The organism is Serratia sp. ASV30, assembly GCF_016428815.1.
Classification (GTDB): Bacteria; Pseudomonadota; Gammaproteobacteria; order Enterobacterales; family Enterobacteriaceae; genus Chania; species Chania fonticola_C.
Map to the genome: position 1 here is coordinate 1 of NZ_JAELTL010000082.1, position 15650 is coordinate 15650.

The window sequence follows — 15650 nt, forward strand, 5'->3', positions numbered from 1 at the left end:
ATCACCTGGGCGACATGGACTTCAAAGTGGCCGGTAGCCGTGAAGGTATCACCGCGCTGCAGATGGACATTAAAATTGAAGGTATCACCCGCGAAATCATGCAGGTGGCTCTGAACCAGGCCAAGGGTGCGCGTTTGCACATTCTGGGCGTGATGGAACAGGCTATCAGTACGCCGCGTGGCGATATCTCTGAGTTCGCACCACGTATTCACACCATCAAGATCAATCCAGACAAGATCAAAGATGTGATCGGTAAAGGTGGCTCAGTCATCCGTGCGTTGACCGAAGAGACTGGCACCACGATCGAAATTGAAGATGACGGTACAGTGAAGATTGCTGCAACCGATGGCGACAAAGCGAAGTTCGCTATCCGCCGCATCGAAGAGATCACCGCTGAGATCGAAGTTGGCCGTGTGTATCAGGGTAAAGTGACCCGTATCGTTGATTTTGGTGCCTTCGTGGCCATCGGCGGCGGTAAAGAAGGCCTGGTGCACATCTCTCAAATCGCCGACAAGCGCGTTGAGAAAGTGACCGACTATCTGCAGATGGGTCAGGAAGTGCCGGTTAAGGTACTGGAAGTTGATCGCCAGGGCCGTGTGCGTCTGAGCATCAAAGAAGCTACAGCGCCAGAATCCGCTGCGGCTCCTGCACCAGAAGCAGAATAACTGTATCAGCAGTTTTACAGCTCCCTGCCGTTAGGGCTGGGGGCTGTCCTTATCACGTGGGTAGGATACTCGCGTATTAGCAAGCGGAGGACAGGACGTTCATCCAATGTTTGTCTTCGGGAGTGGGAAATGAAGCCTTTCTTGCGCTGGTGTTACGTTGCGACAGCACTATTGCTGGCAGGATGCAGCAACCATGATTGGCGTAAAGACGAAGTTCTGGCTATTCCGTTGCAGCCTACGCTGCAGCAGGAAGTGATCCTGGCGCGCATGGAACAAATACTTGCCAGCCGGGCATTAACGGATGATGAGCGAGCGCAGCTTTTATATGAGCGCGGTGTGCTGTATGATAGTCTTGGTTTACGTGCACTAGCGCGCAATGACTTTTCACAAGCGCTAGCGATACGTCCTGATATGCCAGAAGTTTTCAACTACCTGGGCATTTACTTAACGCAGGCAGGCAATTTTGATGCTGCCTATGAAGCGTTTGATTCTGTACTAGAGCTTGATCCAACTTACAATTACGCGCGTTTAAACCGGGGCATCGCACTGTATTATGGCGGCCGCTTCCCGTTGGCGCAGGATGATCTGCAGGCGTTTTATCAAGACGACCCAAACGATCCCTTCCGTTCGTTGTGGCTTTACCTGGCGGAGAGAGAAATCGATGCCAAGAAGGCCGACGTAGCGCTCCAGCAGCGTTATGACAAAGCGGACAGAGGGCAATGGGGATGGAATATTGTCGAATTCTACCTGGGCAAAATCAGCGAAAAAACGCTGATGGAACGCCTCAAGGCAGATGCAACGGATAACACTTCGCTCGCTGAGCATCTCAGTGAAACTGACTTCTATTTAGGTAAGCACTACCTAAGTCTGGGGGACAAGGACACCGCTTCGGCGCTGTTCAAACTGACGGTGGCTAACAACGTTCATAACTTTGTTGAGCACCGCTATGCATTGTTGGAATTGGCGCTGTTGGGCCAAGAACAAGACGACCTATCGGAATCGGACCAGCAATAGCTGACGGACACTTATCAGCCTGATTTACATTGGTTTTTTGACCAAAGTAATCGCCTTAACGGGCGAGGGCTTTTTTGTCTGTTTTATAATCTAATTTGAGCCGGTTCACACTTTTCAATGAAAATGACTGAAAATTTTCTCGACGAGTTATGTAGACTGGCTGCCATTATTAATGAGGCACGTGTACATGACTACTGAGCTTGAAACCTCTTTTGCTGACCTGGGGCTGTCTGCTCCGATCATTGCTGCCCTGACCGATCTGGGCTACGAAAAACCATCACCGATCCAGGCTGAGTGTATTCCTCACCTGTTGAACGGCCGCGACGTGCTGGGCATGGCGCAGACCGGTAGTGGTAAAACTGCGGCGTTCTCGCTGCCCCTGCTGCACAACCTCGATGCAGCCCTGAAAGCACCACAAATCCTGGTACTGGCTCCAACCCGCGAACTGGCGGTTCAGGTCGCTGAAGCCATGACCGATTTCTCCAAGCACATGCATGGCGTTAACGTGGTGGCCCTGTACGGTGGCCAACGTTATGACGTGCAGCTGCGCGCTCTGCGTCAGGGCCCGCAAATCGTAGTAGGGACTCCGGGCCGTCTGCTGGATCACCTGAAACGTGGCACCCTGAACCTTTCTGGCCTGAAAGGCCTGGTTCTGGACGAAGCCGACGAAATGCTGCGCATGGGCTTTATCGAAGACGTAGAAACCATCATGGCTGAGATCCCGGCTGAACATCAGACCGCGCTGTTCTCTGCGACCATGCCGGAAGCGATCCGTCGTATTACCCGTCGCTTCATGAAAGATCCACAGGAAGTGCGCATTCAGTCTAGCATCACCACTCGTCCGGACATTAGCCAGAGCTACTGGACCGTGCAGGGCATGCGTAAAAACGAAGCGCTGGTGCGTTTCCTGGAAGCTGAAGACTTTGACGCGGCGATCATCTTCGTACGTACCAAAAATGCGACCCTGGAAGTGGCCGAAGCGCTGGAGCGCAGTGGTTACAACAGCGCCGCACTGAACGGTGACATGAACCAGGCGCTGCGTGAGCAGACCCTGGAGCGTCTGAAGAGTGGCCGTCTGGATATTCTGATCGCCACCGACGTTGCCGCTCGTGGCCTGGACGTTGAGCGTATCAGCCTGGTCGTAAACTATGATATCCCTATGGATTCAGAGTCTTACGTTCACCGTATCGGCCGTACCGGCCGTGCTGGCCGTGCTGGCCGCGCGCTGCTGTTCGTAGAAAACCGCGAACGCCGCCTGCTGCGTAACATCGAACGCACCATGAAGCTGACCATCCCTGAAGTAGAACTGCCAAACGCAGATCTGCTGGGTGAGCGCCGCCTGGCCAAGTTCGCCGCTAAAGTTCAGCAGCAGCTGGAAAGCAGCGATCTGGATATGTACCGTGCGCTGCTGGCTAAGCTGCAGCCGGGTGAAGACCTGGATATGGAAACGCTGGCCGCTGCACTGCTGAAAATGGCACAGGGCGAACGTCCTCTGATCCTGCCACCAGATCCAGTGTTCAAACCACGTCAACGTCGTGAGTTCAACGATCGTGACGAACGTGGTAGCGACCGTCGTCGTGACGCACGTCCAGACAGCCGTGAAGCTGGTGCCGAGCGTCCACGTCGCGAACGCCGTGACGTGGGTGAAATGCAGCTGTACCGCATTGAAGTTGGCCGTGATGACGGCGTGGAAGTTCGTCATATCGTTGGTGCGATCGCTAACGAAGGTGACATCAGCAGCCGTTACATCGGTAACATCAAGCTGTTTGCTTCCCACTCCACCATTGAGCTGCCAAAAGGCATGCCGGGCGAGATCCTGAATCACTTCACTCGCACCCGCATTCTGAACAAGCCGATGAACATGCAACTGCTGGGCGATGCACAGCCGCATGAACGTCGTGAGCGTCCTGCCGGTGGTAACGGTGGTGAGCGCCGTGGCGGTGCCCGTCCATTCAACGGCGAGCGTCGCGAAGGTGCACCAGCACCACGTCGTTCTTTCGGTGAGCGTCGTGAAGGCGGTAATGCTGCCGGTGGCGAACGCCGTGGCGGTAACTTCAACCGTGACAAGCCAGCACCACGCCGTGACGATGCAGCAGCTCCTGCCGCACCACGTCGCCGTTTCGGTGATGCATAACCATTGATTTGACCGTTTACGGTTAATCAGCTTAAAAACCAGTCTTCGGACTGGTTTTTTTTTGCCTGGTATCTCAGTTAATACTGCTAAAGGGCGTATCATTCGCAAGGTTTATCTTACGGATGCACAGGAGCTGCCGTGAACTGGCAACAATTCAAATCTCAATACCTGGTGCGCTTTTGGGCACCCTTACCGGCGGTGATCGCAGCCGGGATCCTCTCGACCTACTATTTCGGCATGACCGGCACCTTCTGGGCGGTAACCGGCGAATTTACCCGCTGGGGGGGCCATATCTTGCAGTGGTTTGGCTTTCATCCCGAGCAGTGGGGCTACTTTAAGGTGATCGGCCTACAGGGCACACCACTCGATCGTATCGATGGGCGCATGATTATTGGCATGTTTGCAGGTTGCATCGCCGCCGCGCTGTGGGCCAATAACATCAAATTACGTATGCCGCAGCACCGCATCCGCATTGCACAAGCGCTGCTGGGCGGCATTATTGCCGGTTTTGGCGCGCGTTTAGCGATGGGGTGTAACCTGGCGGCCTTCTTTACCGGTATTCCACAGTTCTCGCTACATGCCTGGTTTTTTGCGCTGGCAACGGCGGCCGGTTCTTACTTCGGTGCCAAATTCACCTTGCTGCCGATGTTCCGTATTCCGGTCAAGCTGCAAAGAGTGAAAGCGGCCTCACCATTGACGCAAAAACCTGAGCAGGCACGCCGTCGTTTCCGTTTGGGAATGGTGGTTTTCTGCCTCATGGTGGCTTGGTCATTATGGACGCTGTTTGATGCGCCGAAACTCGGTATCGCCATGCTGTTTGGTATCGGTTTTGGCCTGCTGATTGAACGGGCGCAGATCTGCTTTACCTCGGCGTTCCGCGATCTGTGGATCACAGGCCGTACGCATATGGCTAAAGCGATCATTATCGGCATGGCGGTCAGCGCCATCGGCATCTTCAGCTATGTGCAACTGGGCGTTTCGCCGAAGATCATGTGGGCCGGACCCAACGCGGTACTGGGCGGCCTGCTGTTTGGCTTCGGTATTGTGCTGGCTGGCGGCTGCGAAACCGGTTGGATGTATCGTGCGGTGGAAGGACAGGTCCATTACTGGTGGGTGGGGTTGGGCAACATTATCGGCGCCACGCTGTTAGCCTACTACTGGGACGATCTGGCACCAGCCCTGGCGACCAACTACGACAAGATTAACCTGCTAGACACCTTCGGGCCGATCGGTGGTTTGCTGGTGACTTATCTGTTACTGGCCATCGCCTTTGCCGCGATGCTGTGGTGGGAGAAACGCTTTTTCCGTGCCAAGCCAGATGCGCAGGTGGTGAACTTAAGGAGTGAAGTATGAAACAGACCGAGATCGTGCCGGATTACCGGTTGGATATGGTGGGAGAGCCTTGTCCTTATCCGGCGGTGGCCACGTTAGAGGCTATGCCGCAGCTGAAACCGGGCGAAATACTGGAAGTGATCAGTGACTGCCCGCAGTCGATCAATAATATCCCGCTCGATGCCCGTAACCATGGCTACAAGGTGCTGGATATTCAGCAGGATGGGCCAACCATTCGCTACCTGATCCAGCGCTGAGCCCCCTCACCCCAACCCTCTCCCGAAGGGAGAGGGAGCTGATAGCCCCTGCTCGTTTGGCCGTAAAGAGATAATCCCAGCAAACCCGAACGCTTTCTCATCCAAGGTGAATCACACTAATTTCAAACATACTCGATCGGTTCCCTCTCCCTGTGGGAGAGGGTTAGGGTGAGGGGCGTCACCAATATATAACCCCTATCCCTTCACTAAATCGCCTTTCACCCCGGCAACAATCTCAAACGACCGTAAACGTGCCTGATGATCGAAAATCTGGCCGTTAACCATGATCTCATCCGCAGCCGTCTCGCGCAGCAGGCTTTGCAGGCCATGGCGGATGGTGCTTTCGCTACCGACGATCGACATGCGCAGAGCCTGATCCACGCCATACTGCTCGCCTGCGGTCCACAGCGCGTGGATATTATCGACCGGCGGCGGCAGTGGACCAGGCGAGCCACGGCGCAGGTTGATAAACTGCTGCTGCATGGAGGTAAACAGGAAGCGGGCGTTTTGGTCGCTGTCTGCGGCGACCACGTTGACACACACCATCGCGTGTGGCTGCTGGCACTGCTCAGACGGCGTAAAGTTCTCACGGTACACATTCAGTGCCTGGAACAGCATATCTGGCGCAAAGTGCGAGGCGAAGGCAAACGGCAGGCCGAGCTGTGCCGCCAATTGTGCGCTGTACAGGCTGGAGCCCAACAGCCAGATTGGTACATGTAGCCCTTGGCCCGGCACGGCCTGTACCGCTTGCCCCGGTTGTACTTCGCCAAAGTAATGTTGCAGTTCCTGTACGTCACGCGGGAAGTTGTCTACCTCGCCTGAGAGGTGGCGTCGCAGTGCCATCATGGTGCGCTGGTCGGTACCCGGTGCTCGGCCAAGACCCAGATCGATACGCCCAGGATAGAGTGACTCCAAAGTGCCGAACTGTTCGGCGATCACCAGCGGCGCATGGTTTGGCAGCATCACGCCGCCTGAACCGAGGCGAATGCTCTGGGTGCCGGAGGCTAAATAACCGAGTAATACCGACGTCGCCGCACTGCCGATGCCGGTCATATTGTGGTGTTCCGCTAGCCAGTAGCGCTGATAGCCCCACTTTTCGGCATGTTGCGCCAAATCCAGCGAGCAGTGAAATGCGTCGCGCGCCTTGGCTCCCTGAGGGATCGGGGATAAATCCAGTACCGAAAGTGGTACCCGTGTGTGTTCAGTCATTTCATCGTCCATTGTGCTTATCAGGTTGATCGCTTAAAGGGCGATTGCAGGGATCTGCAACTAAAAAAGCAATTATGCTTTTTGTGTTAAAAGCATAATCGAAAATACGGTTATAAAAGGGGATATATGTGCTCGCAATATCCTTATGAGAATAATGGGTTTTTTACAGCTATGATGGTTTTTGTTTGCACGCTGATGTTCAAGGGGCTGAAGTAATGAAAAAGAAGACGCTGTTTACCCTGCTGCTGATGGGGATAGCTATCGCCATGGCGGTGCTATTCCGCGCGCATAATCAGGATTTGTTGTTGCAGGGCGAAGTGGATGCCCCCGAAGTGATCGTCGCTTCCAAAGCCAAGGGCCGGGTGATAGAGCGCCTGGTAGAGCGTGGGGACGATGTGAATACCGGGCAACTGCTGCTGCGGCTGGAGAGTCCGGAACTGATGGCCCAGCTACGTTCGGCACAGGCTTCGCGGGATGAGGCCCAAGCGCAGTTGGATGAATCGCTGCATGGCACCCGTGAAGAAAGCATCCGTAACCTGCGCGCCAACCTGGCACAGGCCGAGGCGCAATACCAGAATGCCCAACACGATTACGACCGTAACCTGAGCGTCGCCAGCAAAGGCTACGTATCCAAATCTGAGTTGGACAGTTCACGCCGTGCGCGTGATACCGCCTATCAACAGGTGCAGGCTGCCAAAGCCAATTTGGACGAAGGCATCAATGGCGATCGCATCGAACTGCGGCAGAAATATGAAGCTGCCCTGCGGGCGACTGAACAAGATCTGCTAGAAATTCAGGCCCAGACCGACGATCTCCTGGTTAAAGCTCCGGTTGATGGCGAAGTGGGGCCGATCCCGGCTGAAGTCGGTGAGCTGCTCAACGCCTCTAGCCCATTGATGACGCTGATCCGCGTACCGGATGCCTATTTCGTGTTTAACCTGCGGGAAGATATTCTGGCTCACGTCCGCAAGGGGGATAAGGTCCAACTGCGCGTCCCAGCGTTGAAAGACCAAACGATCGAGGCCGAAGTGCGCTATATCGCCCCGTTGGGGGATTACGCCACCAAGCGTGCCACACGAGCGACCGGTGACTTTGATCTGAAAACCTTTGAAGTTCGTTTGTATCCGTCGCAGCCGATAGATGGCCTGCGCCCAGGGATGAGCACCTTATGGCAATGGAAAGAGTAAGGGCAGGCTGGCGCTGCTTCAGCCACGCGTTCAGTAACGAGTGCCGCATCGCTTTTCGCCGGCCGGTGGTTCACTGGCTGGGGTGGATCTTCCCGTTGATCCTGTTTGGCCTGATCAGCAGTAACTTCTCGGAAGGGACCTTGCTCGATCTGCCGGTTTCGGTGGTGGATAACGATCACAGCCCGCTATCCAAAAACCTGATCCGCAAGCTGGATGCGGGTTCTCATGCCCATGTGCAAGCCTATGACGGCGGTCTTGATGAGTCGTTGCGCCGTCTGCGTAGCGCGCAAGATTATGCTTTACTGTCTATCCCGGCCGATTTTGAGGCGGACGCGCTGGCGGGCAATCAGCCGAGCGTGGTGCTCTATTACAACGCGCTGTTTTACGGTGCTGGGCTGTATTCTACTCAGGATTTCAGCGGCCTGATGGCCGAGGCCAACGCCAATTACCGCTCGATCATTGCCGGGGCCATGGGCAAGTCGCTGCCGCCGCTGGCGGATGTCACTCTCAACTACGGCAGCCTGTTCAATGCCAGCGGCAGCTATATCTATTATCAGCAGTTTGCCGCCACCATTCATATGCTGCAGCTGTTTGTAGTTACCTGCATGATTTACGTGATGGCACGCAGTAAATCTTTGCTGAAAGCCAAACCCTTTAGTCTGGCACTGTTGGGGAAACTGGCTCCCTATACTCTGTGCTTTACTACCTTGCTGATGGTAGAGATTGCCGCGCTGGTGGGCATTTTTGACGCTCGCGTCAGCGGCAACCCGCTGTTTATGCTGATGATTGGCTTCTTCTACGTGATGGCGGCACAAAGCATCGGCCTGTTGCTGTATACCTTTACCGGCAGTGCCATTACCGCCTACACCCTGATTGGCATGTTGGTGAGCATTGCACTGACTTTCTCTGGCATGGCAGTGCCCGAGCTTTCCATGCCGCTACCGGCGCGTATCATCTCCAATATCGAGCCTCTTACCCACGCGCTGTACGCCATGTTCGACGTCTTCCTGCGGCAGGTGCCCGCCAGCGCCATCCTCAGCGTATGTGCGCTGTTAGTGGTCTACCCGTTGGTGACCGCACTGTTGGTGCGTAAACGGCTGCTGAAGCGGCTGGCAAAAGAGGAGACGGTGGGATGAAAAGCTATTGGCTCACTTTCCGAAAAGTATTGACGAGCATGTTGGAACGGCCGATGTGGCTGATGCTGATCCTGTCGCTGTGCATCATGAGCATGGTTTATGCCAACCGCACCGTGTGGGATCTACCGGTGGGGGTGATCGATCAGGATCACAGCACCGCCAGCCGCCAGCTTATCCGCCAGTTGGATGCCACCCCGAAGATCGCCATCCAAACCTACGACAGCCTGGATGAGGCGAAACGCGATCTGGGTTGGCGCAAACTGTTTGCGGTGATCATCATGCCGGTGGATCTGGAGAAGAAGATCCTCAACGGCAAAAACATCGAGATCCCGGTGTTCGGTGATGCCACCAACCGGCTGGCGAACGGCCAGATCCAGCAGGACGTAGTGGCGGCCTACCAGCAGTTGCTCGGCCAGTACAACACCTCACTGTTGATGCGCAGTGGTTTCAGCGAACGGCAAGCCCAGGTCATACTGACGCCGATCCAAGGCCAAACGCTAGACGTATTTAACCCCGGCATCAGCTTTGCGGCGATTATCTTCCCAGGTTTGTTGGTGATGTTATTGCAGCACTCGCTGCTGATCGCCTGCGTGCGCGTCAGCATTGTGTTGAAAGGAACGCCGGGCGGCAAGCCGTCGCTTCCTGTTTATTTGGGGGGGCTATCGGCCCTGCTGCCGATCTGGCTGTTCTTGTCGATTGTGTTATTTGTGTTGTGGCCCTGGGTCTTGGGCTATCGTCAGACTGCAGCAATCCCCGAGATCTTGCTGCTGACCTTCCCGTTCCTGCTTGCGGTGCTTGGGTTAGGCAAGCTGGTGACCGAATGCTTGCGCAGCGTGGAGATGATCTACCTGACGCTGTCGTTTATCACCACCCCGGTGTTTTATCTTTCTGGCACCATCTGGCCGCTGCAAGCGATGCCGCAGTGGGTCAGGGCGATCTCCTCGATGATCCCCTCAACCTGGGCGACCAAAGCCATTGCTGGCGTGAATCAGATGGGGCTATCGTTGCGTGATGTCGGCGGGGACGTTGCCATGCTGCTGTTATTGGGGGCGATTTATACGCTGATTGGTATTGGCGTTGGAGCCGTGCGTAACCGCGTGGGGCTGCGTAATCTATTTCGTAAACGTCGGACTTCCTGATAATCATGGGGCCAGAATGCTGGCCCCATAGTGATTACTGCACCAGTTCCAACCCGGCTACGCGCCGCCAGTAGCCGTTGCATTCGGCATGGTCGGTTAACGTCAGTGGCTGCTTGCCTTGCTCATTAGCCCGGAAGCTGTCGAGCACCGCCAGTGTTTCGATGCCCTGTGGCGACAGACGTACAATATCCACCACCCTCTGCATACTGGTCAGTTCGTTGCCCAGGTTGTAGCAGTAGCCGCTCATGGTCTGGATACCGTTGAGCACAAACACCTGTTGGTTCTCTTGAGAATTGACGATTCGCCCCTGCGGATATTTGATGCAGCAGGTTTCGCATTCATCCTTGCCCCGGTTTTCTGAGCGGGCAGTAAAACAGCGCGCCGAATAGGCCAGTGGTAAATGACCGTAGCTCAACACTTCCACTTCAAATCCTTGGCGGAACCCCAGTTCATCACATTGCTGCAGTAAATTGGTCAGCCAGTCCCGTGAAAGCTCTACCGGCATGCACCAGCGCATCATGCCCTGCTTGTGTAGCAGGCGCAGAGTGTAGGCGTTGTAGCAGTTGAGGGCATGCCCGGCGACAAACGGCAAACCGCGATCGGCAGCCATATTCACCGTACCAAGGTCGTTGGCTTCGATCAGGAATTCGCCGTTCTCCACATAACGCTTCAGCTCATTTAGCTCTGAAGGTGCCTGTAGCAAAGCCAAAGTGGAAATTACCACCTGCTTGCCAGATTTGGCGATCTCCTGTGCCAGCGCCAGCCAGTCAGCTACTTTCATCTCACGCCGTTTGGTGCAGACGCTTTCGCCAAGATAGATGATATCGGCACTGCTGCTCATCGCCTGCTGATAAAAGGCCTCTATCTCGCTGTTTGGCCAGTAGTAGAGCACCGGGCCTAATGCATATTTCATGGTTTCTCCTACTGCCATTTGCGGTGGTACGCGCCAAGCGTGGTCTGGGTACCTTCGGACATTGCGCCGAGCGTTTCCATCCAGGCGGCGTCTGCTTGATAGCCAGCCGGGTTGGCCATACAGCGATCTATGGCCTGGCGCCAGACGCGCGCAACCTGGCTGACATAGGCAGGGCTGCGTTGACGGCCTTCAATCTTCACTGAGGCAATATTGGCAGCCAGTAGCTCCGGCAGCAGCTCCAGCGTATTCAGGCTGGTGGGTTCTTCCAGCGGGTGATAGAGCACGTTATCCACCAGATAGCGGCCTTTGCACAGCGTTGGGTAACCTGCGTTTTCGCCGTCCTGATAGCGATCGATCAGCACGTCATTCAGGCGAGATTCCATCCCCTGTGGCGTTTGTTGCCAGCGTACAAAGCGGCCTGGTGAGCAGGCGCCCACGGTGTTAGGCGATTCCCCGGTCAGATAAGAGGAGAGATAACACCGCCCCTCGGCCATGATGCACAGGCTGCCAAAGGCGAACACTTCCAACGGCACCGGGCTGGTGCGCGATAATTGCTTCACTTGGTGCATCGACAGCACGCGCGGTAGCACCACGCGGGCCACATCAAAGTGGCGTTGATAAAAACGGATGGCTTCTTCATTGGTCGCAGAGGCTTGCACCGAAACATGGCGCTCCACCTGCGGATAACGTTCCGCTGCGTACTCCAGCATTGCCAAATCTGCCAGGATCAGCGCGTCGGCACCCAACTGGGCGGCCATATCCACGGCTCTCTGCCAGCGGGCATAGCCATCGGGGTGAGCAAAGGTGTTGATGGCGATATGTAGCTTGCGGCCATGCCGGTGCACATAGTCTGCCGCTTCCTGCAGCTTCTTCTCGGTAAAGTTCAGCCCGGCAAAGTGGCGCGCATTGGTATCGTCTTTCAGGCCGATGTAAACGGCATCTGCGCCATTATCTACCGCGGCTTTCAAGGCCGGCAGGTTGCCAGCGGGGCAAAGCAGCTCCATAGATCTATCCTGATTCCAGCTATACACCTGGCCAGGTATACGCTGTGATAAACGTTGCCGGGCCATTGATTCGCCTGGCAATGATGTAAATGGGGAGACAATTTTAGTGAACCCGAGGTTAACAAGCTTTGATTTGAGGCAGCTTCTGGCGTATTGATATTCAAGCGGTAACTTGAAATCTGTAGGGCAAGATGAGCGTTAATTGCACCATTTGTTGATATAGACCGGTTACGCGTAGCCGCAATGTGGCAAAATAACCTCAGACTGAGTGGAAAGGAGTGAATAACAGTGTTGGAAAAACTACGAGCACGTATTGTGCGTCAAGGGCCGTCGCTGTTGCGCGTACCGTTAAAATTCACGCCGTTTGCTCTGCAGCGTCAGGTTTTGCAACAGGTGCTGAGCTGGCAGTTCCGTCAGGCGCTGGCTGAGGGGGATCTAGAATTTCTCGAATCGCGCTGGTTGAAGATTGAAGTACGCGATCTGGCACTGCAATGGTTTATGACGGTAGAAAACGATAGGCTGGTGGTGAGCCAACAGGCTGAGGCAGACGTCAGCTTCAGCGGCGAAGCCAACGATCTGATTTTGATTGCGGCACGCAAGCAAGATCCCGACACGCTGTTTTTCCAGCGTCGGTTGCAGATTGAAGGAGATACCGAATTGGGCCTGTATGTAAAAAATCTGATGGACGCTATCGATCTGGATGCGATGCCTACGCCGTTACGCGTTGGGTTGCTGCGATTAGCGGACTTTGTGGAAGCCGGTTTGCAGGAGGGCACGGCGCAAACTTCCCGTGTGCCGCAGCCATGTTGATCCGCGTTGAAATTCCGGTGGATGCCGCAGGTATTGATGCGCTGCTGCGTAACGCCTTTGGCCGTGATGACGAAGCCGATCTGGTGCAACAACTGCGTGAAGACGGGTTGTTGACGCTGGGCATCGTTGCTACCGACGAAGAGGGTGGAGTGGTCGGTTATGCCGCTTTCAGCCCGGTTGACGTTGCGGGCGAAGATCGCCAATGGGTTGGACTCGCGCCGTTGGCAGTAGAGGAAAGCCTGCGTCGCCAAGGGCTGGCAGAAAAGCTGGTTTACGAAGGGCTGGATGCGCTGAATGAGTTCGGCTATGCCGCCGTGGTGGTGCTGGGCGAACCGGCTTACTACGGGCGTTTCGGCTTTAAAACGGCTGCCCAGTTCGATCTGCATTGCCGCTGGCCAGGAACGGAAGCCGCATTCCAGGTTTATCCGTTGGCGGAAGATGCACTGAGCGGTGTGAATGGGCTGGTGGAGTATTCTGTGCCCTTTAGTCGCTTTTAACTACCGGCAATAGGTATTCCAATGAGAGGGGCGGATTAACTATCAGCTCCTCTTTTTGCTTTTTGCTCAACTGCTTCACCCGATACTCCAGCCGCAACGCCATTGAGCGATCCCCCACCTGACAGTGAAATACCAGTTCCAGCTCCCCTTTGCCACGTAGGGCTTTGGCCCCTTTACCGGCCTGATGCTGCGCCGCTCGCCGGGCGACGTCTGTCGTGATCCCGGTGTACAGCATCCCGCTTGGCATTCGCAGCATATAGAGATGCCAGGTTGTTTCAGTCATAACGGCCTGCGTAAATTTCTAGTGATCATTCTGGCGGATGGACTGCGCTATTTTTCAGCGTTACCCACCAGAGTTCAACAGATAAATGACCAAGCTGTGAACCATCTGTTTACTCAAGGTTGAGATATCCAAGTTTGTCTAGCTGGCTCTTAAAGTCATCAAGCTGTTGCGCCAAAAATGTCAGAGCCTGTGAGATTGCGTCCGGGTTTGGCGCATTTTCGCGACACAGGGCATCTAATTGATTACATATGCTCACAATGTCATCTTGATGAATAAAACTAAATGGGCCTTTGAGTCTATGTATGGTTTCAGATAGTAACAGCCAATCCCCATTCTGTTGGTGAAGTTGTGCTTCGAGTCGATCGGCCAACGTACTTTGCCAAAGTGACTGCAAGAATATCGCGACTGCAGATTGCTGATTTGCCAAAGCTTCCAGTAAACGTTGTTGTAGACCTTGCTCTAAAGAAAGTTCAGTGCTGGGGTTAAGGGGGGATAGACAAAACTGTGGCAATATTTCGGCCCATTTCGCCAGACCTATAGGCTTACGTAAACAAAGATCCATCCCCGCAGCTATTGCCTCGCCAAATATTTCAGGTTCTACAAAAGCAGTTAAACCAACGATCGGGACTCTGGTTTCTCCTCGTATGACTTCACGCTGGCGTATTTTTTCTGCCAACGTCATTCCTGACATTATTGGCATAGCGACATCGGTGATGATTAAGGAAAATTTATTATTAGCCATCAATTCCAGAGCTTGTACCCCGTCATTTGCAGTCGTGACGTTGGCACCGAGTTGCTGCAATTGAGTAGATAGCAATATTCTATTAGCAGAATGATCGTCAACGATGAGTATCGGGGGAGACTCCGGCAATGATTGCACCGAAATGGCTGCGTCAATTGGCAAAGCATTCTCAACGGGTTGCACCGCAGGAAATGTGACACAGACATGCAGTTGTGTACCTTTACCCAGTTCGCTGTTCAACGTAATGTAGCCTGCCATCATATCCAATAGGCGTCTGCTAATGGTTAAACCTAAACCGGTGCCTCCGGAATATCTTGCAGTATCCTCAATCTGAGTAAATGGTGAGAACAATCTTGGAATGTCCGATGTTGCAATCCCTACGCCCGTATCACTAACTTCGAATGTTACTGTTATGGAATCGCTATCAGGTTTTCTATTGGCCGTGCATTGGAAGGTAATCTTTCCTTGCCGGGTAAACTTCACCGCATTGGACAGCAGGTTGGCTAAGATCTGGCGCAGTCGCAAAGGATCCGCCAGTAGCCAACAATCTGTCGCATCTCCGTTGAACTCCAAAATAAAATCAAGACCTTTACTCTTGGCCATAGGAGAAAACATCCGTTCTAACAATCCAAGCTGTTCAGACAGACAGACAGGTTGTGGTTGCAAAACCATTTTATCTGCTTCAATCTTGGATAAATCCAGAAGATCATCAATAAGCATTAATAAATGTTGAGAAGATTCATTGGCAATTGTCAATTCATTGCGTTGTTGCAGCGCTAATTCATTACTGTGTAGCTGCAATTCCAACATGCCAATGATCACGTTCAACGGGGTACGAATTTCGTGACTTATCGTAGACAGGAAAGTTGACTTGGCACGATTCGCCTTGTCGGCGAGTTCCTTAGCCTGGCGCAGCGCTGTCTCAAGACGTGTACGTTCGCTGATATCCAGCCAACCGCTTAACATACCCGCAATATCGCCAAGGCTGTTATAGAAAGGAATGCTCCAGGTATATAAATGACTGGTTTCATGTTCGGTAGTAAAACTCAAGTCTTTAAAACAGGCTTTTCCGGTATCCCTCGATTGATGATAGATCTCTCTGAGTTGAGTGAAGAAATGGGGATGCTCATTAAGTATGAAGAGAGTGGGTTCATCAGCATCGGAGGCTGGGATTTGCAATAGCTCCATAAAAGCTGGATTGCCTGATTCTATTTGAAAATCAGCTTTCACGACAAACATTGCTAATGGTAAGCTGTCTCTTATACACATCTAAAAAGGGGGGGGGGGGGGGGGGGGGGGGGGGGGGGGGGGGGGGGGGGGGGGGGGGG

16 protein-coding genes are annotated in these 15650 nt (G+C 54.1%); 11 read left to right on the forward strand and 5 right to left on the reverse strand.

Annotated elements, in window-relative coordinates; genetic code table 11:
- The 6 genes from JHD74_RS23710 to yedF form a co-directional block, all read left to right on the forward strand.
- A partial coding sequence (locus JHD74_RS23710; RefSeq protein WP_199063643.1) for a S1 RNA-binding domain-containing protein occupies positions 1 to 665 on the forward strand: 665 nt, incomplete at its 5' end.
- A 129-nt stretch (positions 666 to 794) separates the two neighbouring features.
- Entirely contained in the window at positions 795 to 1679 is an 885-nt protein-coding gene (nlpI, locus tag JHD74_RS23715; RefSeq protein ID WP_024529068.1) for a lipoprotein NlpI, read from the forward strand.
- 123 nt (positions 1680 to 1802) lie between these two features.
- Positions 1803 to 1877 carry a protein YrbN gene (gene yrbN, locus JHD74_RS27115; RefSeq protein WP_223499600.1) on the forward strand — a complete coding sequence of 25 codons (75 nt, stop codon included), beginning with the start codon at positions 1803 to 1805 and terminating at the stop codon, positions 1875 to 1877.
- Positions 1867 to 3813: a DEAD/DEAH family ATP-dependent RNA helicase gene (locus JHD74_RS23725; protein WP_024529067.1), complete on the forward strand. Its 1947-nt coding sequence runs from the start codon at positions 1867 to 1869 to the stop codon at positions 3811 to 3813. The genes yrbN and JHD74_RS23725 overlap by 11 nt, the downstream gene beginning before the upstream one ends.
- A gap of 138 nt (positions 3814 to 3951) precedes the next feature.
- The gene (gene yedE / locus JHD74_RS23730) at positions 3952 to 5166 is read left to right on the forward strand and encodes a selenium metabolism membrane protein YedE/FdhT (RefSeq protein WP_074031602.1); all 1215 of its coding nucleotides are present in this window, start codon (positions 3952 to 3954) and stop codon (positions 5164 to 5166) included.
- Positions 5163 to 5402: a sulfurtransferase-like selenium metabolism protein YedF gene (gene yedF, locus JHD74_RS23735; protein ID WP_021179059.1), complete on the forward strand. Its 240-nt coding sequence runs from the start codon at positions 5163 to 5165 to the stop codon at positions 5400 to 5402. The genes yedE and yedF overlap by 4 nt, the downstream gene beginning before the upstream one ends.
- Positions 5403 to 5597: 195 nt before the next feature.
- Here the strand turns inward: yedF and JHD74_RS23740 are convergent, their stop codons facing one another.
- Complete coding sequence (locus JHD74_RS23740; RefSeq protein ID WP_024529065.1) at positions 5598 to 6623, reverse strand: LLM class flavin-dependent oxidoreductase; 1026 nt, start codon at positions 6621 to 6623, stop codon at positions 5598 to 5600.
- A gap of 203 nt (positions 6624 to 6826) precedes the next feature.
- Between JHD74_RS23740 and JHD74_RS23745 the strand changes: the two genes are divergently transcribed.
- The 3 genes from JHD74_RS23745 to JHD74_RS23755 are packed head-to-tail and all read left to right on the forward strand — an operon-like array spanning position 6827 to position 10073.
- Positions 6827 to 7798 (forward strand): HlyD family secretion protein, encoded by a 972-nt coding sequence (locus JHD74_RS23745; protein WP_199063644.1) that lies wholly within the window; start codon positions 6827 to 6829, stop codon positions 7796 to 7798.
- Positions 7780 to 8934 (forward strand): ABC transporter permease, encoded by a 1155-nt coding sequence (locus JHD74_RS23750; protein ID WP_024529063.1) that lies wholly within the window; start codon positions 7780 to 7782, stop codon positions 8932 to 8934. The genes JHD74_RS23745 and JHD74_RS23750 overlap by 19 nt, the downstream gene beginning before the upstream one ends.
- Positions 8931 to 10073, forward strand: a complete 1143-nt coding sequence (locus JHD74_RS23755; protein WP_024529062.1) for an ABC transporter permease — start codon at positions 8931 to 8933, stop codon at positions 10071 to 10073. Before JHD74_RS23750 ends, JHD74_RS23755 begins: the two co-directional genes overlap by 4 nt.
- 34 nt (positions 10074 to 10107) lie before the next feature.
- On the opposite strand, the gene JHD74_RS23760 is transcribed toward JHD74_RS23755, so the two are convergent.
- Positions 10108 to 10986 carry a U32 family peptidase gene (locus JHD74_RS23760; RefSeq protein WP_199063645.1) on the reverse strand — a complete coding sequence of 293 codons (879 nt, stop codon included), beginning with the start codon at positions 10984 to 10986 and terminating at the stop codon, positions 10108 to 10110.
- 8 nt (positions 10987 to 10994) lie between these two features.
- Positions 10995 to 11990, reverse strand: coding sequence for a peptidase U32 family protein (locus tag JHD74_RS23765; protein WP_199063646.1), 996 nt, complete (start codon positions 11988 to 11990; stop codon positions 10995 to 10997).
- 288 nt (positions 11991 to 12278) lie between these two features.
- Here JHD74_RS23765 and JHD74_RS23770 point away from each other — a divergent pair, with 288 nt between their 5' ends.
- Both JHD74_RS23770 and JHD74_RS23775 read left to right on the forward strand, forming a co-directional pair.
- Positions 12279 to 12800 carry an SCP2 domain-containing protein gene (locus JHD74_RS23770; protein ID WP_024483381.1) on the forward strand — a complete coding sequence of 174 codons (522 nt, stop codon included), beginning with the start codon at positions 12279 to 12281 and terminating at the stop codon, positions 12798 to 12800.
- Positions 12794 to 13297: a GNAT family N-acetyltransferase gene (locus tag JHD74_RS23775; RefSeq protein WP_199063647.1), complete on the forward strand. Its 504-nt coding sequence runs from the start codon at positions 12794 to 12796 to the stop codon at positions 13295 to 13297. The genes JHD74_RS23770 and JHD74_RS23775 overlap by 7 nt, the downstream gene beginning before the upstream one ends.
- Here JHD74_RS23775 and JHD74_RS23780 read toward each other — a convergent pair.
- Together JHD74_RS23780 and JHD74_RS23785 are read right to left on the reverse strand one after the other, a co-directional pair.
- On the reverse strand, positions 13284 to 13580 hold the full coding sequence (locus JHD74_RS23780; RefSeq protein ID WP_024529059.1) for a GIY-YIG nuclease family protein: 297 nt from the start codon (positions 13578 to 13580) through the stop codon (positions 13284 to 13286). The two genes, JHD74_RS23775 and JHD74_RS23780, sit on opposite strands and share 14 nt — an antisense overlap.
- A gap of 109 nt (positions 13581 to 13689) precedes the next feature.
- Positions 13690 to 15552 (reverse strand): ATP-binding protein, encoded by a 1863-nt coding sequence (locus JHD74_RS23785; RefSeq protein WP_199063648.1) that lies wholly within the window; start codon positions 15550 to 15552, stop codon positions 13690 to 13692.
- Positions 15553 to 15650 lie beyond the last annotated feature (98 nt).